Annotated in this window: 16 protein-coding genes; 12 read left to right on the top strand and 4 right to left on the bottom strand. The window is 72.7% G+C overall.

Annotated elements, in window-relative coordinates:
* Positions 1-96: 96 nt before the first annotated feature.
* Positions 97-1320: a PucR family transcriptional regulator gene (locus tag IF73_RS0121045; protein ID WP_031010332.1), complete on the bottom strand. Its 1224-nt coding sequence runs from the start codon at positions 1318-1320 to the stop codon at positions 97-99.
* A gap of 194 nt (positions 1321-1514) precedes the next feature.
* On the opposite strand from IF73_RS0121045, the gene IF73_RS0121040 reads away from it, so the two are divergent.
* From IF73_RS0121040 to IF73_RS0121020, 5 genes are all read left to right on the top strand, one after another.
* Complete coding sequence (locus IF73_RS0121040) at positions 1515-2441, top strand: proline dehydrogenase family protein (protein ID WP_031010331.1); 927 nt, start codon at positions 1515-1517, stop codon at positions 2439-2441.
* Positions 2442-2477: 36 nt separating this feature from the next.
* Complete coding sequence (gene pruA, locus IF73_RS0121035; RefSeq protein WP_031010330.1) at positions 2478-4109, top strand: L-glutamate gamma-semialdehyde dehydrogenase; 1632 nt, start codon at positions 2478-2480, stop codon at positions 4107-4109.
* 349 nt (positions 4110-4458) lie between these two features.
* The gene (locus tag IF73_RS42595; protein ID WP_267883591.1) at positions 4459-4590 is read left to right on the top strand and encodes a hypothetical protein; all 132 of its coding nucleotides are present in this window, start codon (positions 4459-4461) and stop codon (positions 4588-4590) included.
* Between the two features lie 92 nt (positions 4591-4682).
* Positions 4683-5723, top strand: a complete 1041-nt coding sequence (locus IF73_RS0121025; protein WP_031010329.1) for a 3-isopropylmalate dehydrogenase — start codon at positions 4683-4685, stop codon at positions 5721-5723.
* Between the two features lie 244 nt (positions 5724-5967).
* Positions 5968-7053: a branched-chain amino acid aminotransferase gene (locus tag IF73_RS0121020; protein ID WP_031010327.1), complete on the top strand. Its 1086-nt coding sequence runs from the start codon at positions 5968-5970 to the stop codon at positions 7051-7053.
* Here the strand turns inward: IF73_RS0121020 and IF73_RS0121015 are convergent, their stop codons facing one another.
* A complete protein-coding gene (locus IF73_RS0121015) occupies positions 7054-8478 on the bottom strand; it encodes a cytosine permease (RefSeq protein WP_037879913.1) in 1425 nt (474 codons plus the stop codon). It abuts the gene before it with no gap.
* 130 nt (positions 8479-8608) lie between these two features.
* On the opposite strand from IF73_RS0121015, the gene ureA reads away from it, so the two are divergent.
* The 6 genes from ureA to IF73_RS0120985 all read left to right on the top strand — a co-directional run bounded on the left by ureA (position 8609) and on the right by IF73_RS0120985 (position 15993).
* Entirely contained in the window at positions 8609-9307 is a 699-nt protein-coding gene (gene ureA, locus IF73_RS0121010) for an urease subunit gamma (protein ID WP_031010325.1), read from the top strand.
* Positions 9307-10989 carry an urease subunit alpha gene (locus IF73_RS0121005; RefSeq protein WP_031010324.1) on the top strand — a complete coding sequence of 561 codons (1683 nt, stop codon included), beginning with the start codon at positions 9307-9309 and terminating at the stop codon, positions 10987-10989. The genes ureA and IF73_RS0121005 overlap by 1 nt, the downstream gene beginning before the upstream one ends.
* 11 nt (positions 10990-11000) lie before the next feature.
* Positions 11001-12020, top strand: coding sequence for an agmatine deiminase family protein (locus IF73_RS0121000; RefSeq protein ID WP_031010323.1), 1020 nt, complete (start codon positions 11001-11003; stop codon positions 12018-12020).
* A 93-nt stretch (positions 12021-12113) separates the two neighbouring features.
* Positions 12114-12686 (top strand): TetR/AcrR family transcriptional regulator, encoded by a 573-nt coding sequence (locus IF73_RS0120995; RefSeq protein WP_037879925.1) that lies wholly within the window; start codon positions 12114-12116, stop codon positions 12684-12686.
* 282 nt (positions 12687-12968) lie between these two features.
* Entirely contained in the window at positions 12969-14585 is a 1617-nt protein-coding gene (gene cimA, locus IF73_RS0120990; RefSeq protein WP_031010317.1) for a citramalate synthase, read from the top strand.
* 61 nt (positions 14586-14646) lie between these two features.
* A complete protein-coding gene (locus IF73_RS0120985) occupies positions 14647-15993 on the top strand; it encodes a hypothetical protein (protein WP_031010312.1) in 1347 nt (448 codons plus the stop codon).
* A gap of 15 nt (positions 15994-16008) precedes the next feature.
* Here IF73_RS0120985 and dnaN read toward each other — a convergent pair whose 3' ends face one another.
* The gene (gene dnaN, locus IF73_RS0120980) at positions 16009-17118 is read right to left on the bottom strand and encodes a DNA polymerase III subunit beta (protein WP_031010310.1); all 1110 of its coding nucleotides are present in this window, start codon (positions 17116-17118) and stop codon (positions 16009-16011) included.
* Between the two features lie 102 nt (positions 17119-17220).
* Positions 17221-17832, bottom strand: a complete 612-nt coding sequence (locus IF73_RS0120975) for a YceI family protein (RefSeq protein WP_031010308.1) — start codon at positions 17830-17832, stop codon at positions 17221-17223.
* 254 nt (positions 17833-18086) lie between these two features.
* Between IF73_RS0120975 and IF73_RS0120970 the strand changes: the two genes are divergently transcribed.
* Entirely contained in the window at positions 18087-18596 is a 510-nt protein-coding gene (locus tag IF73_RS0120970) for a hypothetical protein (protein WP_031010306.1), read from the top strand.
* Positions 18597-18939: the final 343 nt, after the last annotated feature.

Below are 18939 nucleotides of genomic sequence, written 5' to 3'. Positions count from 1 at the left end.
CCCCGCCGAACCACCCGCACCCGGTCGTCGGACATCCGTCCGACGGCCGGGTGCGGTGCTTTTCCGGGGTCTTTCCCGGCGCCTCTTCCGGGGGTGTCAGAGCCGGGCGGTCTTGAGGGCCATGTGCAGCAGCAGGCGGTCCTCGCCGGCGTCCAGGTCCAGGCCGGTGAGCTGCTCGACCCGGGAGAGCCGGTAGTAGAGGGTCTGCCGGTGGATGCCGAGCGCCGCCGCCGTCCGGCCCGCCTGGCCCGCGTGGTCGAGGAACACCTCGGCCGTGCGGGCCAGTTCGGCGTGCGCGGGGGCGAGCAGCGCCCGTACCGCCGGATCGGGCTCGGCCTGCGGGAGGGCGGTGAGCAGCCGGTACGCGCCCAGCTCCGACCAGTGGGCGAGCGGGCCGAGCCGGGGCTGGGCGTGCGCGGTGCGGGCGGCGGCGGTCGCCTCGCGCCAGCTGAGGTCGAGCTCCGCGAGGCCCCGCCGGGGCGCGGCGACCCCGGCGACGGCCGCCGGGCCGGCCGTGCCGCGCAGCCGCCCGGCGGCGGTGGTCGCGGGGGAGAGGTTGTCGGCCGACCGCAGTCGCACCAGGACGGCGAGCGCCCGCTGCGGGCCGGGCCCGGGGGCGTATCCGCCGTCGGAGACCGTGTCCGGGTCGCCGCCGGCGCGGGCCGGGGCGGTGGCGTACGGGCCGGCCGGGCCCTGCCAGGGGAGGGCGCAGAGGGCCGCGGCGCCGGGGATTGTACGGGGGGAGGGGGAGTCCTCGCCGCTCCAGGGGGCGATGCAGACCAGGGCGTGCAGGCCCTCGGCGTCCGGGCCCAGGGCGGTGCGGAGGGCGGCGACGGCCATGTCGTACTGCCAGCCGCGCTCCGCTGCGAGGACGGCCCGCAGCTCGCGGGAGAGGTCGGAGCCGGCTCGCTCCTCGTCGGCGAGCAGCTCGCCGATCCGGGCGGCGACGTCCATCGCGGCCGTCAGCTGGTCGTGCGAGGGGCCCGGCTCGGCGTCGAGCAGCCAGACGTACCCGAGGACGACACCCCGATGGCGTACCGGGAGGCAGATCCGATCGCGGAAGACGCCCGCGTCCGGCGCGGCCGGGATGCGGACGGGGCCGGTGGCCCGGGTGATGCCGAAGCCCTCGAACCAGGCGCGGACCGCCGGGGTGGACTTCCGGGTCAGGATCGAGCGGGTGCGGACCGGGTCCATGGCGCTGTCGTCGTCGCTGTCGTGGGCCCCGAAGGCGATCAGCCCGAAATCGCGGTTCTCCAGGGTCGCCGGGGCGCCGAGCAGCGCCGAGATCTCGTCCACCAGCTCCTGGTAATCGCCCTTCACGGGCCCATTCTCGCACCGCCGGCCGGCCGCTTCAGACAGATGTCTGAGGCCGTGCTCACGGATGCGTGACAGCTGTAGATGGCGCAGGATCGGAGCGATCCTTAGGTTTCACGGTGGTTACCCGTGCTGTTCCCGGTTCGTACCCCTACGACCGGTAACAGCCCTGTTCTTCCTCGCCCCTCTGGAGGTGCCCCGTGCTGGGTCCCGTGATCCTCGCCGCGTCGCGCAGCGACAAGATGCGCCGTCTCGTGTCGGCCGCGCCCGGGACCAAGCAGGTCGTGGCGCGCTTCATCGCCGGTGAGGTCGTGGACGACGTCGTCCCGATCGTCCGGGACCTGACCGACCGCGGCCTGGAGGTCACCCTCGACGTCGTCGGCGAGGACATCACCACGGTCGAGCAGTCCTACGCCGCCCGTGACGCCTACCTGGAGCTGATCGGCCGCCTCAAGGAGCTGGGCCTCGGCGAGCGCGCCGAGATGTCCGTCAAGCTGTCGATGTTCGGCCAGTCCCTGGAGAACGGGCACGAGCTGGCGCTCGCCAACGTGCGCCCGGTCGTCGAGGCCGCCGCCGAGATCGGCACCACGGTCACCCTGGACGCCGAGGACCACACCACCCTCGACTCGATGTTCGCCATCCACGAGGAGCTGCGGAAGGACTTCCCGCAGACCGGCTGCGTCATCCAGGCGTACCTCTTCCGCACCGAGGAGGACGCCCGCCGCCTCGCCGCCAACGGCTCCCGCGTCCGGATCGTGAAGGGCGCCTACAAGGAGCCCGCCGAGGTCGCCATCCAGGACAAGCCCGAGATCGACAAGGCGTACGTCCGGATCATGAAGATCCTGATGGACGGCGAGGGCTACCCGATGATCGGCTCGCACGACCCGCGGCTGATCTCCATCGGCCAGGAGCTGGCCCGCCGCGCGGGGCGCAAGCTGGACGAGTACGAGTTCCAGATGCTGTACGGCATCCGCTCCGAGGAGCAGAACCGCCTCGCCGCCGAGGGCCACCGCATGCGCGTCTACACGGCCTACGGCACCGACTGGTACGGCTACTTCATGCGCCGTCTCGCGGAGAAGCCGGCCAACCTGCTCTTCTTCGTCCGCTCCATCCTGACCAAGGGCTGAGCCCACCTCCCCCTCTTTGAAGGAGTCAAGAGCCTCATGGACGCTGTGACCCAGGTCCCCGCTCCCGTCAACGAGCCGGTGCACGGCTACGCCCCCGGTTCGCCCGAGCGCGCCCGGCTGGAGGCCAAGCTCAAGGAGCTGGCCGACAACCCGCGCGAGCTGCCGATGACCATCGGCGGCGTGAAGCGCATGGGCGGCGGCGACGAGTTCAAGGTCGTGCAGCCGCACAACCACAAGTCCGTCATCGGCACCTTCCGCGGCGCCACGCAGCAGGACGCCCAGGACGCCATCGACGCCGCCCTGGCCGCCGCCCCGGCCTGGCGCGCGATGTCCTTCGACGACCGCGCCGCGATCATCCTGCGCGCCGCCGAGCTGCTGGCCGGCCCGTGGCGCGAGACGCTGGCCGCCTCCACCATGCTCGGCCAGTCGAAGACCGCCCAGCAGGCCGAGATCGACACCCCGTGCGAGCTCGTCGACTTCTGGCGCTTCAACGTGGCGTACGCCCGCCAGATCCTCGCCGAGCAGCCGCCGGCCAACTCCCCGGGCGTGTGGAACCGACTGGACCACCGCCCGCTGGAGGGCTTCGTCTACGCGATCACGCCGTTCAACTTCACGGCCATCGCGGGCAACCTGCCCACCGCCCCCGCCCTCATGGGCAACGTGGTGGTCTGGAAGCCGTCCCCGACGCAGACCCACTCCGCCGTGCTCCTCATGGAGCTCCTGGAGGAGGCCGGCCTGCCGAAGGGCGTCATCAACCTGGTGACCGGCGACGGCATCGCCGTCTCCGAGGTGGCCCTGAACCACCGCGACCTGGCCGGCATCCACTTCACCGGCTCGACCAGGACCTTCCAGCACCTGTGGAAGACGGTCGGCACCAACATCGAGAAGTACCGCTCCTACCCGCGGATCGTCGGCGAGACCGGCGGCAAGGACTTCGTCGTCGCCCACCCCAGCGCCGACCGCGCCGTCCTGAAGACCGCGCTGACCCGCGGCTCCTTCGAGTTCCAGGGCCAGAAGTGCTCCGCGTCCTCGCGGGCGTACATCCCGGCCTCCATCTGGAACGACGGCTTCAAGGAGGAGTTCGCGGCCGAGGTCGACGGCATCAAGATGGGTGACGTCACCGACCTGTCGAACTTCATCGGTGCCGTCATCGACGACCGCTCGTTCGCGAAGAACAAGGCGGCGATCGACCGTGCGTCCTCCGACCCGAGCTGCACGATCGTCGCCGGCGGCACCTATGACGACTCGGAGGGCTACTTCGTCCGTCCGACCGTCATCGAGTGCACCGACCCGGAGAACGAGGTCTTCAAGGCCGAGTACTTCGGCCCGATCCTCGCCGTGTACGTGTACGAGGACGAGAAGTACGACGAGATGCTGACCCAGATGGAGTCGGTCTCCGACTACGCCCTCACCGGCGCGGTCATCTCCAACGACCGCGCCGCCGCCGCGCACACGATGGAGAAGCTCCGCTTCGCCGCGGGCAACTTCTACATCAACGACAAGTCGACCGGCGCCGTCGTCGGCCAGCAGCCCTTCGGCGGCGGCCGCGCCTCCGGCACCAACGACAAGGCCGGTGCCCCGCAGAACCTGATGCGCTGGACGCTGACCCGCGCCATCAAGGAGACGCTGGTCCCGCCGACCGAGTACGGCTACCCGCACATGGGCTGACGCCCGCCCGCCGCGTGAGCGGCCCCTGATCACCGCCCCCCTCCCCGGTCCCCCCAGGCCGGGGTCGGGGGCGGTACTCATGTGCGGACGGTCGTGGCCGGAGGCTGACCGTGCGGAGCGGCCCGTCTCAGATAGTAGGAAGTCCGAGTAATTGTGGAGACAGATGAGGGGGGCTGCCCTAGCTTTGTAGAAGCCGAACGTCTCGCTTCATCAGCGAACGGCGGACGAGAGCGCGACGCCCCCGTGCAGGCAACCCCTGCGGCGGCGCTCCCCGCCCCTTCCGGCGCCTTCGATCACCACTGATCTCCGCACGCCCGGATCACCACTGATCTCAAGGAGTCGATCCCTCATGGCCGCTCAGACCGCCCCCCGCGTCCGCCACTCCGCCAGCCGTCCCAGCGACGAGGCCCGGCAGAACGCCGCCGCAGCCCTCCAGCGCGCCCTCGACCGCCGCGACAACGGCGGCTCCACCGGCCACTGAGGCCGGTCGCCGAAGAGGCCCCGACGCCTGGCCGTTCGTCCACATGGTGGACGATGCGTGTCAGACGATGGGACGAAGAGTAGGGTGCCGCCATGTCTCACAGCATCAATCTCGCAGTCATCCCCGGCGACGGCATCGGCCAGGAGGTCGTGGCCCAGGGCCTCAAGGTCCTCGCCGCCGTGCTTCCGCAGGACGTGAAGCTGGAGACCGAGGAGTACGACTTCGGCGCCCGGCGCTACCACGCCACCGGTGAGACCCTCACCGACGCCGACCTCGACTCGCTCAAGAAGCACGACGCCATCCTGCTCGGCGCGATCGGCGACCCGTCGGTCCCGTCCGGCGTCCTGGAGCGCGGCTTCCTCCTGAAGCTGCGCTTCGCCTTCGACCACCACGTCAACCTGCGCCCCTCGAAGCTGCTCCCCGGCGTCGCGACCCCGCTCGCCGGCCAGCCCGCGATCGACTTCGTCGTGGTCCGCGAGGGCACCGAGGGCCCGTACACGGGCAACGGCGGGACCATCCGCAAGGGCACCCCGCACGAGGTCGCCACCGAGGTCTCCGTCAACACCGCCTTCGGTGTCGAGCGCGTGGTCCGGGACGCCTTCGCCCGCGCCCAGGCCCGCCCGCGCAAGAAGCTGACGCTGGTCCACAAGAACAACGTGCTGACCTTCGCCGGCCACCTCTGGACCGACACCTTCCACCGCGTCGCCCAGGAGTACCCCGAGGTCACCACCGACTACCTGCACGTCGACGCCGCGACGATCTTCCTCGTCACCGACCCGGCCCGCTTCGACGTCATCGTCACCGACAACCTCTTCGGCGACATCATCACCGACCTCGCCGCGGCCGTCTCCGGCGGCATCGGCGTCGCCGCCTCGGGCAACATCAACCCGAGCCGCGAGTTCCCGTCCATGTTCGAGCCGGTCCACGGCTCCGCGCCGGACATCGCGGGCCAGGGCAAGGCCGACCCCACGGCCACCGTCCTCTCCGTCGCCCTCCTGCTGCGCCACCTCGGCTACGAGGCCGAGGCCGCCCGGGTCGAGACGGCCGTCGAGGCCGACCTCACCGAGCGGGGCGCCGCCGTCCGCACGACGGACCAGATCGGCGACGCGCTCGCCGCGCGAGTAGCGAGCTGACCCGCGCGTCACTGACACCACTCAGCAGCCGCCGGGTCTCCCACGCACCCGGCGGCTGTTCTCGTGCGGTCGCGGGGTGCCACCATCGACCCCGGACCGCCTCACCCGCCTTTCGTACCCGGGTTCCCACGCGCGATAATCGGACGTGGGCCGCCCCATGCGGGAAAGCTCGGACGTCCTAGCAGCCATGCCGGGCGGGCGCGGGCGCGGTCCGACACACACAACCGGTGAAGGACAAGCACCCATGACGACGATCGAGCTCAAGCCCTCCTCCAGCCCGCTGTCCGCCGCGGAGCGCGAGGCGATCCTGGCCAACCCGGGATTCGGCCGCCACTTCACCGACCACATGGTGACCGTCCGCTGGACGGAGGGCCGCGGCTGGCACGACGGCGAGCTCGTGCCGTACGGCCCGCTCTCCCTCGACCCGGCGACCAACGTCCTCCACTACGCCCAGGAGATCTTCGAGGGCCTGAAGGCGTACCGCCGCCCCGACGGCTCCGTCGCCTCCTTCCGCCCGGACGCCAACGCCCGCCGCTTCCAGCGCTCCGCGCACCGCCTCGGCATGCCCGAGCTGCCGGTCGAGACCTTCATCGAGGCGTGTGACGCGCTGGTCCGCCAGGACGAGGCGTGGGTCCCCGAGCACGGCGGCGAGGCGTCCCTCTACCTGCGCCCGTTCATGATCGCGACCGAGGTCGGCCTGGGCGTCCGCCCGGCCAACGAGTACCTCTTCGTCGTCATCGCCTCCCCGGCCGGCCCGTACTTCCCCGGCGGCGTCAAGCCGGTCTCCATCTGGGCCTCCGAGGACCGCGTCCGCGCCGTCCCCGGCGGCATGGGCGACGCCAAGACCGGCGGCAACTACGCGGCCTCCCTGCTCGCGCAGGCCGAGGCGGCGGCCAAGGGCTGCGACCAGGTCTGCTACCTCGACGCGGTCGAGCACAAGTGGGTCGAGGAGCTCGGCGGCATGAACCTGTACTTCGTGTACGGGAACAAGATCGTCACCCCGTCCCTCAGCGGCTCGATCCTGGAGGGCATCACCCGCGACTCCCTCCTCAAGCTCGCCGCCGACCTCGGCCACGAGGTGGAGGAGGCCCGCGTCTCCATCGACCAGTGGCAGGCCGACACCGCGAACGGCACCCTCACCGAGGTCTTCGCCTGCGGCACCGCCGCCGTCATCACCCCGGTCGGCACGGTCAAGTCCGCCCGGGGCGAGTGGCAGCAGTCCGGCGGCCGGCCCGGCGAGGTCACGATGAAGCTGCGCGAGGCGCTGCTCGCCATCCAGACGGGCAAGGCCGAGGACACCCACGGCTGGATGCACGAGCTCGGCAGGTAGTCACTCCGTCGTCGCCAGGGCTTCCGGGGCCGTCACGGTCCCGGAAGCCCTGTGCGGCGTCAGGGCCGCGTACAGCACGCCGCCCACGACTCCCGAGAGCACGAAGCTGCAGTCGATCCCGCCGGTCAGGGCCAGCAGCGGACCCTCGTACAGCGGGGTCGACACGCCCGCCAGGCCCACCGCCGCGCCGATCGCCCAGGAGAGCGTGGCGCGCGGGTGCCAGCCGGCCGAGAACCAGTAGATCCCGCCGCGCGAGCGCCGGTTGTAGACCTGCAGCGCCTCGGGGTCGTACTCCCCGCGGCAGCGGACGTGCCCGATCAGGGTGATGACCGCCCACGGCGTGCCGATGGCCGTCAGGAGCAGCACGAACGAGGTCATCGCCGACTGTGCGTCCGAGGCGAAGTGGCCGAGGAAGACGAAGCCGGTGGCGACCGCCGCCACCACGAGGGTGGCCCGCGCCCGGGTGGCCCGGGGCAGGATCGCGTCCAGGTCCAGGCCCATCGAGTAGAGCATCAGACCGGCGTTGCCGACCGAGCCGGCGGTGGCGGCGAGCAGCAGCGGGACCAGGTACCAGGCGGGGGAGGCGGCGACCAGCGGCCCCGCGTAGTCGAGGCCCGCGCGGGCGGCGAGCGCCGTGAAGGTGCCGAAGAGCTGCGGCACGAGCAGGCCGACGAGCAGCCCCAGACAGGTGGCCCGCCAGACGCTCCGCGCGCTGTGCCGGGCGGGGGAGACGTACCGGGTGTAGTCGCCGAGCAGGGTGATGAAGGCGACCGGTCCGCTGAGCCCGGCGGCGACCGCCGAGAGCAGCCAGGTCGGCCAGAAGGAGCCGAGCAGGTACGGGGTGTCCGGCACCGGCGCGGCGGTGAAGTCACCGGCGTACGCCACGACCCCGACCGCCAGCAGGACGGTCATGCCGACGGCGAGCGCCTTGCTCAGCCGGAGCAGCAGCCGGTAGCCGTACACGGCGCCCACCACCGTGCAGGCCGCGAGCAGCGCGTAGACGACGGCGTGCGCCCCGTCGCCGGCGGAGAGGCCGGTCAGCCGGGCGAGCGTGCCCACCATGACGTCGCCGCCGATCCACAGGGTCAGCGCCGTGTAGCCCAGCGAGAGCAGCAGCCCCACCACCGAGCCGACGAGCCGGCCGCGGACGCCGAAGAAGGCGCCCGAGGAGGTGGAGAGGTTGGTGGCGGTACGCAGGGACACCAGCGCCAGCGGGGCGGTGACGGCGACGCCGACGACCGTGCCCGCGACCACGGAGGTCACCGAGCCCCACAGGCCGAGACCGAAGGAGACCGGCAGCCAGCCGAAGACGATCACCCCCAGGCAGAGGTTGGAGCCGAGCAGGATCGCGACCAGGTCGCGGGGACCGCTGGTGCGTTCGGCCTCGGGGACGGTGTCGACTCCGCGCTGTTCGATCGTTGCCATGGGACCTCCGGGGGAGCGGAAGGGGGATTTTTGAGTGGCGCTCAATGTGACCTGTGCCTGACCGGCACGTCAATACTTGGAAGCGTTGCGTCCAGCATTTAGAGTGTCGCTCAAACAGGAGGTGTATGACGTGCGACTGACCCCCACCGAGCGCGACCGGCTGCTGCTCTTCGGCGCCGCCGAACTCGCCCGGGCCCGCCGGGCCCGCGGACTGCGGCTCAACGTCCCCGAGGCGACCGCCCTCATCGCGGACACCGTCTGCGAGGCCGCCCGCGACGGCCGGAGGCTCGCCGAGGCCATCGAGGCGGCCCGCTCCGTCCTCGGCCCCGAGGACGTGCTGCCCGGCGTCGCCGACGTGGTGACCGAGGTGCACGTCGAGGCCGTCTTCGACGACGGCTCCCGGCTCGCCGTCGTCACCGACCCGATCGGCGGAGGCACGCTCGGCGCCGGCGCGCCCGGCGCGCTGCTGCCCGGCCCCGGCCACCCGGAGCAGCAGCCCGCGCTCACCCTCGCCGTACGGAACACGGCGACGGTCCCGGTCAGCGTCACCTCCCACTTCCACTTCTTCGAGGCCAACCCGCGCCTCGACTTCGACCGCGCCGCCGCCTACGGCATGCGGCTCGCCATCCCCGCGGGCGCCTCCTTCCGCTTCGACCCGGGCGGCTCCGCCGAGGTCGGGCTCGTGCCCATCGGCGGCGCACGCGTGGCGATCGGCTTCGCCGGCCTCGTCGACGGGCCGCTGGACGCCCCCGGCGCGAAGGAGGAGGCGCTGCGCCGCGCGGCCGCCTGCGGCTACCTGGGCACCGCGACCGACGAGGAGGGCCACTGATGGACCCGTACGAGTACGCCTCCGTGCACGGCCCCCGGGCCGGCGACCGCGTCGTCCTCGGCGACTCCGGGCTGGTCGTCCGGGTCGAGTCCGACTCCCAGAAGCCCGGCGACGAGTTCCTGGCCGGCTTCGGCAAGACCGCCCGCGACGGCCTGCACCTGAAGGCCGCCGCCGTCCGCGAGACCTGCGACGTCGTCATCAGCAACGTCCTGCTGATCGACGCCGTCCAGGGCATCCGCAAGGTCTCCATCGGCATCCGCGAGGGCCGGATCCACGCCATCGGCCGGGCCGGCAACCCCGACACGCTCGACGGCGTCGAGGTCGTCGTCGGCACCGGCACCTCGATCGTCTCCGGCGAGGGCCTCATCGCCACCGCCGGCGCCGTCGACACCCACGTCCACCTGCTCTCGCCGCGGATCATGGAGGCGTCGCTCGCCAGCGGCGTCACCACGATCGTCGGCCAGGAGTTCGGCCCGGTCTGGGGCGTCGGCGTCAACTCGCCCTGGGCCCTGAACCACGCCTTCAACGCCTTCGACGCCTGGCCGGTCAACATCGGCTTCCTCGCCCGGGGCTCCTCCTCGGACCCGGCGCCGCTGGTCGAGGCGCTCGCCGAGGGCGGCGCGTCCGGCTTCAAGGTCCACGAGGACATGGGCGCCCACACCCGCGCCCTGGACACCGCGCTGCGGGTGGCCGAGGAGCACGACGTCCAGGTCGCCCTGCACAGCGACGGCCTCAACGAGTGCCTGTCGGTGGAGGACACCCTCGCCGTCCTGGAGGGCCGTACGATCCACGCCTTCCACATCGAGGGCTGCGGCGGCGGACACGTCCCCAACGTCCTGAAGATGGCGGGCGTGCCGAACGTCATCGGCTCCTCCACCAACCCCACCCTGCCCTTCGGCCGCGACGCGGTCGCCGAGCACTACGGGATGATCGTCTCCGTCCACGACCTGAAGACCGACCTCCCCGGCGACGCCGCCATGGCGCGCGACCGGATCCGGGCCGGGACGATGGGCGCGGAGGACGTCCTGCACGACCTCGGCGCGATCGGGATCACCTCCTCCGACGCGCAGGGGATGGGAAGGGCCGGCGAGACCGTACGCCGGACCTTCGCCATGGCCGGGAAGATGAAGGCCGAGCTGGGCCCCCTGGAGGGCGACGGCGCGCACGACGACAACGCGCGCGTGCTGCGCTACCTGGCCAAGCTCACCATCAACCCGGCGATCGCCCACGGCCTCGCCCACGAGATCGGCTCGGTCGAGGTCGGCAAGCTGGCCGACATCGTGCTGTGGCGGCCCGAGTTCTTCGGCGCCAAGCCCCAGATGGTGCTGAAGGCCGGCTTCCCCGCCTGGGGGGTCGTGGGCGATCCCAACGCCGCCACCGACACCTGCGAACCGCTCGTCCTCGGCCCGCTGTTCGGCGCCCACGGCGCCACCGCCGCGGACCTCTCCGTCGCCTTCGTCGCCCAGGCCGCCGTCGACCTCGGCGGCGACCGGATGCCGACCCGGCGCCGCCGCGTCCCGGTGCGCGGCACCCGGGGGATCGGCCCCGCCGACCTGCTCCTCAACTCCCGCACCGGCTCCGTCCAGGTGGACGACCGCACCGGCCTCGTCTCGCTCGACGGCTCCCCGATCCGCTCCGAGCCGGCCGACTCCGTCTCGCTGAACCGCCTCTACTTCCTCTAGGACCCGCCTCCATGACTTCGTACCGCATGCCCGCCGAGTGGACCCCGCACGAGCGGACCTGGATGGCCTGGCCGAGCCCCAACGCCACCTTCACCGACGCCGCGGAGCTCGCCGAGGCCCGCGGGGCGTGGGCCTCCGTCGCCCGTGCCGTCCGCCGCTTCGAGCCGGTGACGATGGTCGTCGCCCCCGGCGACGCGGAGGGCGCCCGCGCGCTCCTCGGCGAGGACGTCGAGCTGGTCGAGCGGGAGCTCGACGACGCCTGGATGCGCGACATCGGCCCCACCTTCGTCACCGACGGCACCTCCCTGGCCGCCGTGGACTGGGTGTTCAACGGCTGGGGCGCCCAGGACTGGGCGCGCTGGGAGCACGACTCCAAGATCGCCCGCCATGTCGCGGACGCGGCCGGGGTCCGCGTGCTGAGCAGCGAGCTCGTCAACGAGGGCGGCGGCCTCCACGTCGACGGCGAGGGCACCGTCCTGCTCACCGACACCGTCCAGCTCGGCTCCGGCCGCAACCCCGAGTGGACCCGGGAGCAGGTCGAGCGGGAGATCCACGCCAAGCTCGGCACCCGCAAGGCGATCTGGCTGCCGCACGGCCTCGCCGGCGACTACGGCATGTACGGCACCCAGGGCCACGTCGACATCGTCGCCGCCTTCGCCCGCCCCGGCACCGTCCTCGTCCACAGCCAGCAGGACCCGAACCACCCGGACTACGCCCGCTCCCGGCTGTACGTGGACATCCTCCGCGCCCAGACCGACGCCGACGGCCGCCCCCTGGAGGTCATCGAGGTCCCCGCCCCCACCGTCCTCAGGGACGAGGAGGGCGAGTGGGTCGACTACTCCTACATCAACCACTACCTGTGCAACGGCGCCGTGATCCTCTGCGCCTTCGACGACCCGCACGACGAGCTCGCCGCCGAGATCTTCCGCCGCCTCTTCCCGGACCGCGAGGTCGTCCTGGTCGACGCCCGCACGATCTTCGCGGCGGGCGGCGGCATCCACTGCATCACCCAGCAGCAGCCCGCGGTGTAGAACGTACGAGTGAGTCAGAGCAGCAGCCCGTCCCCCGCCCCCCGCCGCCGCAACCAGGCCGCCCCGCCCCGCGAGGAGGTGTTCTCGGCGGCGATGGACACCGTCGCCGAGCGCGGCCTCGACGGGCTCACCATGGCCGGGCTGGGGCGGCAGGTCGGGATGAGCAGCGGACACCTCCTCTACTACTTCCGTACCAAGGACGAGCTGCTGCTCCAGACCCTGGAGTGGAGCGAGGGGCGGCTCGGGGCCGAGCGGGGCGCGCTGCTCTCCGGACCGGGGACCTCCCGCGAGCGGCTCGACGGATACGTCGACGTGTACGTGCCCGACGGGCCGCGCGACCCGCACTGGACGCTCTGGCTGGAGGTCTGGAACCGCTCGCAGAACGCCGACGCGGACGCCCGCGCCCGCCAGGCCGCCATCGAGGGCGCCTGGCACCGGGACCTCGTCGCGATCCTCGCCGAGGGCGTCTCGCGCGGCGAGTTCCGGCCCGTGGACCCGGACCGCTTCGCCACCCGGATGCGCGCCCTGCTGGACGGCTACAGCGTGCACGTCGCGGTCGGCCTGCCCGGCACCGGCCGGGCCGAGGTCCTCGCGCAGGTACGGGAGTTCGTCGACGAGACCCTCACGCCCCCGGCGCGGGGCGCGGACGCGGATTCCGCATCGTGAGATCCGGGTCCGTGGACGAAGGGGCCTGTGGCACACTGCCGACGTGCTCGCTACCACGATGATTATCGGCAGCAGCGCGCCGGTCCGCAGTGACCACTGAACCGCGGTACGACCCCCGCGGCAGTGGACATCGTGCCCCAGACCCGCGCGCAGACCTCTCGCACCCGCGAGAGGTTTTTTCGTTTTCCGGCCCCATCCCCGCCGGAGGCGGACGACGCGTGAGAATGGGGGCAAGTGGATCCATACCTTCCGGAGCCACATCCGACAGGAGCCATCACAGCCATGACCACGGAGAACGCCGAGGGCTCGCGCCCCGACGACGGCTTTCACGTCTTCGACACCACCCTGCGCGACGGGGCGCAGCGCGAGGGCATCAACCTCACCGTCGCGGACAAGCTGACCATCGCCCGGCACCTCGACGAGTTCGGCGTCGGCTTCATCGAGGGCGGCTGGCCCGGTGCCAACCCGCGGGACACCGAGTTCTTCGCCCGCGCCCGCCAGGAGATCGACTTCCGGAACGCGCAGCTCGTCGCCTTCGGCGCCACCCGCAGGGCCGGCGGCACCGCCGCCGACGACCCACAGGTCAAGGCGCTGCTCGACTCCGGCGCCCCGGTGATCACCCTGGTGGCCAAGTCCCACGACCGGCACGTCGAACTGGCCCTGCGCACCACCCTCGACGAGAACCTGGAGATGGTCCGCGACACCGTCTCCCACCTGGTCGCCCAGGGCCGCCGCGTCTTCGTCGACTGCGAGCACTTCTTCGACGGGTACAAGGCCAACCCCGACTACGCCAAGGCCGTGGTCCGCACCGCGCACGAGGCCGGCGCCGACGTCGTCATCCTCTGCGACACCAACGGCGGCATGCTGCCCGCCCAGGTCCAGGCCGTCGTCGGCACCGTCCTCGCCGACACCGGCGCCCGGCTCGGCATCCACGCCCAGGACGACACCGGCTGCGCCGTCGCCAACACCCTCGCCGCCGTCGACGCGGGCGCCACCCACGTCCAGTGCACGGCCAACGGCTACGGCGAGCGGGTCGGCAACGCCAACCTGTTCCCGGTCGTCGCCGCCCTGGAGCTGAAGTACGACAAGCGGGTGCTGCCCGCCGGCGCCCTCGCCGAGATGACCCGGATCTCGCACGCCATCGCCGAGGTCGTCAACCTCACCCCCTCCACCCACCAGCCGTACGTCGGCGTCTCCGCCTTCGCCCACAAGGCCGGTCTGCACGCCTCCGCGATCAAGGTCGACCCCGACCTCTACCAGCACATCGACCCCGAGCGGGTCGGCAACACCATGCGGATGCTCGTCTCCGACATGGCCGGACGCGCCTCCATCGAGCTCAAGGGCAAGGAGCTCGGCGTCGACCTCGGCGGCGACCGCGCCCTGGTCGCCCGGGTGGTCGAACGGGTCAAGGAGCGCGAGCTCCAGGGCTACACCTACGAGGCCGCCGACGCCTCCTTCGAGCTGCTGCTCCGGGCCGAGGCCGAGGGGCGGGCCCGCCGCTACTTCCGCACCGAGTCCTGGCGGGCGATCACCGAGAACCGCCCCGACGGCACCCACGCCAACGAGGCCACGGTCAAGCTGTGGGCCAAGGGCGAGCGGATGCTGGCCACCGCCGAGGGCAACGGCCCGGTCAACGCCCTGGACCGCGCCCTCCGGGTCGCCCTGGAGCGGATCTACCCGCAGCTCGCCAAGTTCGAGCTGGTCGACTACAAGGTCCGCATCCTCGAAGGCCGGCACGGCACCGAGTCCACCACCCGGGTGCTCATCACCACCAGTGACGGCAACGCCGAGTGGGCCACGGTCGGCGTCGGCGAGAACGTGATCGCCGCCTCCTGGCAGGCCCTGGAGGACGCCTTCACCTACGGTCTGCTGCGGGCCGGGGTGGACCCCGCCGAGTAGCGTCCGAGAACGACCCACGCCCGAGATGTCTAGTTCGATCCCGTTCGGGTAATTTCGAACCATGAGGACCAGGGCGATTTCGGTGTGGCCGGCCCTCGCCGGGCTGGTGCTCCTGCTGCTCCTGGCCCTGGCTCCCGCGTCGGCGGGCGCCAGGGCCACGGGCGTCCCGGACGCGGGCGCGGCCCTGAGACAGGGCCCCGTCTACGTGGATCCGGGCGCCGCCGGCCAGCTCTCGACGGCCGACGCGGCCGCCCTCGCGGAGAAGATCGAGGACGCCGACAAGCCCCTCTTCGTGGCGGTGCTGCCGGAGGGCGCGGAGTACCCGCCGCAGGGGCTCATCGACAACCTCCGCGAGCAGACCGGCCACGCCGGGGTGTACGCGGTGCGGCTCGGCGACCGGTTCGACGCGAAGGCCGACGCCCGGGTGCTCTCGGCCGGCGCGGTGGAGAACATGGTCGCCACCGTCGACCGGCCCGGCACCGACGCCGCCACCCAGCTGAACGCCTTCGCCGACCAGGCCCTCCCCGCGATGCGCGGCTCCGCGCCCGCCGCCTGGCCCGGCGGCGCCGCGGAGGACTCCGGCGTCCCGGTCGCCGGCCTCGTCACCCTGGGCGCGGTCGCCGCCGCCGGCGGCACCGCCGCCTACGCCGTGGTCCGCACCCGGCGGAAGCGGAAGGAGGCGGAGGAGCGGGCCGCCCTGGACCGGCTCCGGGTCGTCGTCGACGAGGACATCACCGCCTTCGGCGAGGAGCTGGAACGGCTCGACTTCCACCCGGCCGAGCCCCGCGCCGACGAGGCGATGCGCGCCGACTACGAACGGGCCCTGGACTCCTACGACCGGGCGAAGTCGCTGATGGGCTCGGCGACCCGGCCGCACGACGTCCGGGGCGTGACCCAGGCGCTGGACGACGGCCGCCACGCGCTGGCGGTGCTCGACGCCCGCCGCGCCTCCAGGCCGCTGCCCGAGCGCCGGCCCCCGTGCTTCTTCGACCCGCGCCACGGTCCGTCCACCGAGGACCGCACCTGGACGCCGGCCGGCGGGGCGGCCCGCGAGGTCCCGGTCTGCGCCGCCGACGCTGCCCGGCTGGACGACGGCGAGGACCCGCTGGCCCGGACCGTCGAGACCGACTCCGGCCGCCGCCCCTACTGGGAGGCCGGCCCGGCGTACGGCCCCTGGGCCGGCGGCTACTTCGGCGGCGGCCTGCTGCCCGGCCTGCTCATGGGCACCCTCCTCGGCTCCGCCCTCTCCACCCCCGCCTACGCCTCCGAGTACGGCGGTCCCGACTTCCAGGACGGCGGCGACTTCGGCGGCGGGGGCGACTTCGGAGGGGACTTCGGCGGCGGCGACTTCGGGGGCGGCGGGGACTTCGGCGGCGGTGGCGGCTTCGACGGCGGCGGAGGCTTCTGACGGCCGGGCCGCCGGTCAGACCAGCGGCTTCACCGACATCAGCAGGTGCCGGTGACGGCCGTCGTCGCCGTCGGTCAGCAGGGCGCGCTGGCCCGGGCCCAGCAGGTGGAGCCGTACCTCCTCGGCGGTGAACCGCTCCAGGGCGTCCAGCAGATAGCCCGGGTTGAAGGCGACCGTCATCGCCGTGGCGCCGCCGAGGGTGGCGGGCAGCCGCTGGGAGGCCACGTCGTCCTCGTACCCCGCCTGGAGCCGGAGCGTCGTCCCGTCGAAGGCGAGCTGGACCGGGCTGTCGCCTTCGGCGACGACGGAGACCCGCTTCACCGCCTCGACCAGCGCGGCCCGGCCGGTCGCCGCGACGGCGTGGTCGCCGAGGGCGAACAGCTTGTCGTGGCGGGGGAGCCGGCCGTCGAGCAGCCGGGTGGTGGTGCGCAGCCCGGCCCGCTCGAAGCCGAGGGAGTGCGCGTCCAGGCCGATCCTGGCCCGCCCGCCGGCCACCAGGGAGCGGGCGGTCTCGGCGAGGCGGCGGGCCGGGACGACGACGTCGGCGGGTTCGACGGCGGCGGCGCCGGGGGCGGGGTACCACTCCAGGGTGCGGACGGCGTAGCGGTAGCGGTCCGTGGCGGCCAGGGTCATCTCCGGGCCGTCGAGCGCGAGCCGTATCCCGGTGAGGACCGGCAGCGAGTCGTCCCGCCCGGCCGCCGCCGCGACCTGGGCCACCGCCTCCGCGAAGGCGTCCCCGTCGACCTCGCCGAGGACCGGCGGCAGCGCCGGGGCGGCCGGGTGGGCGTCGAGCGGCAGCAGCGAGAGGCCGAAGCGGACGTCGCCGGAGGAGACGGAGAGCCGGGGGCCCTCGACGGCGAGGGCGGTGCGGCCGCGCGGCAGCACCTTGCAGATGTCGAGCAGGCGCCGGCCGAGCACCAGGACGCGGCCCGGCGTCACCGTCTCGGCCTCGGCCTCCACGCGCGCGGACGCCTCGTGGTCGAGCCCGAAGACGCTCAGCCGGCCGTCCTCGCCGGCCTCCAGGAGCAGCCCGCCGAGAACGGGCATGGGGGAGCGGGCGGGCAGGACGCGGGCGGCGCGGCCGACGGCCTCGGTCAGCACGGCACTGTCGATGTGGATCTCCATGCGGCCGACGCTAGCGACCGCCTCTGACAACGCCGAGCGCCCGCCGTCCGCGGGTTCGCGGAGGGCGGGCGCGCTCGTGGTGCCGGGTTCCTGCGGGGAGGGTCAGGCGGCGTTCTTGATGGCGGAGATGTCGAAGTTCAGCTTCACCTTGTCGCTGACCATGACACCGCCGGTCTCCAGGGCAGCGTTCCAGGTGAGGCCCCACTCGGAGCGCAGGATCTCGGCGGAGCCCTCGAAGCCGACGCGCTCGTTGCCGTACGGGTCGGTGGCGGTGCCGTTGAACTCCAGGTCGATGGAGAGCGGCTTGGTGACGTCCTTGATGGTCAGGTCGCCGGTGATCCGGTACTTGTCGCCGCCGAGCTGCGCCGCCTCGGTGGAGCGGAAGGTCATCAGCGGGAACTGCTCGGCGTCGAAGAAGTCGCCGCCGCGCAGGTGGTTGTCGCGGTCGCCGATGCCGGTGTCGATGGAGGCGATCCTGACGTCGATGGCGGCGCTGGAGGCGGACGGGTCGCTGCCGTTCAGCTTCAGGGTGCCCTCGTGCTCGCCGAAGGAGCCGCGGACGTTGGTGACCATCGCGTGGCGGACGGTGAAGCCGATGCTGCTGTGGGCGGCGTCGATGGTGTAGTCGCCGGTCAGGGCGGCGAGGGCCGGGTCCACGGGGAGGGTGGCGGTGGCGGCGGCGGACTCGGTGTTCTTGCGGCCGAAGATGCCCATGACGTGCTCCTTGGTGGGGGTGTTGTTGAACCTTCAACGAGAATGACTGTAGACGCATTCCGTTCAACTTTCAACCTTTCTTGGGGCGGTTCCCCCGGACGGCCCACGCCGGACCCCTCCGCCCTCTGGCGGACGCGCGTAGAACTGCGGCATCATCCCCGTGCGCGGCAGGCGCGTCAGCGCCCCGCGAGCACACCGGCACCACCTGCACCGCCGTCCCCGCCCGTCACGGTCACCAGCAGGAGGCATCCCCCGTGAAGCTCCGCTCCGTCCTCACCGCCCTCGCCCTCGTCCTCGGCGCCCTCTTCGCCCCCGGCTTCGGCGCCCTCACCTCGGCCGGCGAGGCCCACGCCGTCACCAAGATCAGCCACGTCACCGCCACCTCGATGTTCCGCAGCTCCGGCATCACCTGGTCGTCCTCCGGCGGCTGCTCCGACCGGTACAACTCCACCTGCACGTCCTTCGAGCAGCTCAACCTCGCCACCGCGCAGGGCGCCCAGACCCTCAAGAGCGCCAGCGGCTGCGCCCTCAACATCACCGGCGGCACCGAGGTCGGCCACGCGAGCGGCACCTACTCGCACTGGAACGGCTACAAGCTCGACTTCAGCAAGTACACGTGCCTCGGGAACTACATCAAGAACACGTTCACCTACATCGGCCTGCGCGGGGACGGCGCCCCGCAGTGGCGCTCCGGCGCCGGTAACGTCTACGCCGACGAGGGCAACCACTGGGACGTGACCTTCTACAACTGCGGCGGCTGCTGAACCGCGCACCCGTCGAGCGCGCGGGCCTCCCCGACCCCGGAGGCCCGCGCCTCACTTTTGTGGGACCCCCACAAGCAAAAGGGGTCTCAGGCTGTGGACTCGCTCCGCCGCCTCCGCGGTTCTGTCCGTCCCCGCCAGGAATCGACACGCGAGACTGTACGGAGTCGACGGCGGGGTTTCCTTGGTCGAGTTCGTAGGGTCGGTACATGACCCTTGTCGACGAGATCCCGAGCGAGCCCACCGACGCACGTGGCCGCGTCGCCGAACTGCACGTCCTGCGGGAGCAGGCGCTGGCCGGCCCCAGCGAGCGCGCGACCGAGGCCCAGCACGCGAAGGGCAAGCT

Origin of the sequence: Streptomyces sp. NRRL F-5727, from assembly GCF_000719555.1 — a bacterium.
In the GTDB taxonomy this organism is placed as follows: domain Bacteria; phylum Actinomycetota; class Actinomycetes; order Streptomycetales; family Streptomycetaceae; genus Streptomyces.
Note: the sequence above shows the minus strand (reverse complement) of the source record. Positions and strands in the feature narration are given on the sequence as shown.

Bases quoted from the DNA above. Each gene is read 5' to 3' on its own strand.
- pruA (WP_031010330.1), top strand. From the start codon at position 2,478: ATGGACGCTGTGACCCAGGTCCCCGCTCCCGTCAACGAGCCGGTGCAC.
- IF73_RS42595 (WP_267883591.1), top strand. From the start codon at position 4,459: ATGGCCGCTCAGACCGCCCCCCGCGTCCGCCACTCCGCCAGCCGTCCC.
- IF73_RS0121025 (WP_031010329.1), top strand. From the start codon at position 4,683: ATGTCTCACAGCATCAATCTCGCAGTCATCCCCGGCGACGGCATCGGC.
- IF73_RS0121020 (WP_031010327.1), top strand. From the start codon at position 5,968: ATGACGACGATCGAGCTCAAGCCCTCCTCCAGCCCGCTGTCCGCCGCG.
- IF73_RS0121015 (WP_037879913.1), bottom strand. From the start codon at position 8,478: ATGGCAACGATCGAACAGCGCGGAGTCGACACCGTCCCCGAGGCCGAA.
- IF73_RS0121005 (WP_031010324.1), top strand. From the start codon at position 9,307: ATGGACCCGTACGAGTACGCCTCCGTGCACGGCCCCCGGGCCGGCGAC.
- IF73_RS0121000 (WP_031010323.1), top strand. From the start codon at position 11,001: ATGACTTCGTACCGCATGCCCGCCGAGTGGACCCCGCACGAGCGGACC.
- IF73_RS0120995 (WP_037879925.1), top strand. From the start codon at position 12,114: ATGGACACCGTCGCCGAGCGCGGCCTCGACGGGCTCACCATGGCCGGG.
- cimA (WP_031010317.1), top strand. From the start codon at position 12,969: ATGACCACGGAGAACGCCGAGGGCTCGCGCCCCGACGACGGCTTTCAC.
- IF73_RS0120985 (WP_031010312.1), top strand. From the start codon at position 14,647: ATGAGGACCAGGGCGATTTCGGTGTGGCCGGCCCTCGCCGGGCTGGTG.
- dnaN (WP_031010310.1), bottom strand. From the start codon at position 17,118: ATGGAGATCCACATCGACAGTGCCGTGCTGACCGAGGCCGTCGGCCGC.
- IF73_RS0120975 (WP_031010308.1), bottom strand. From the start codon at position 17,832: ATGGGCATCTTCGGCCGCAAGAACACCGAGTCCGCCGCCGCCACCGCC.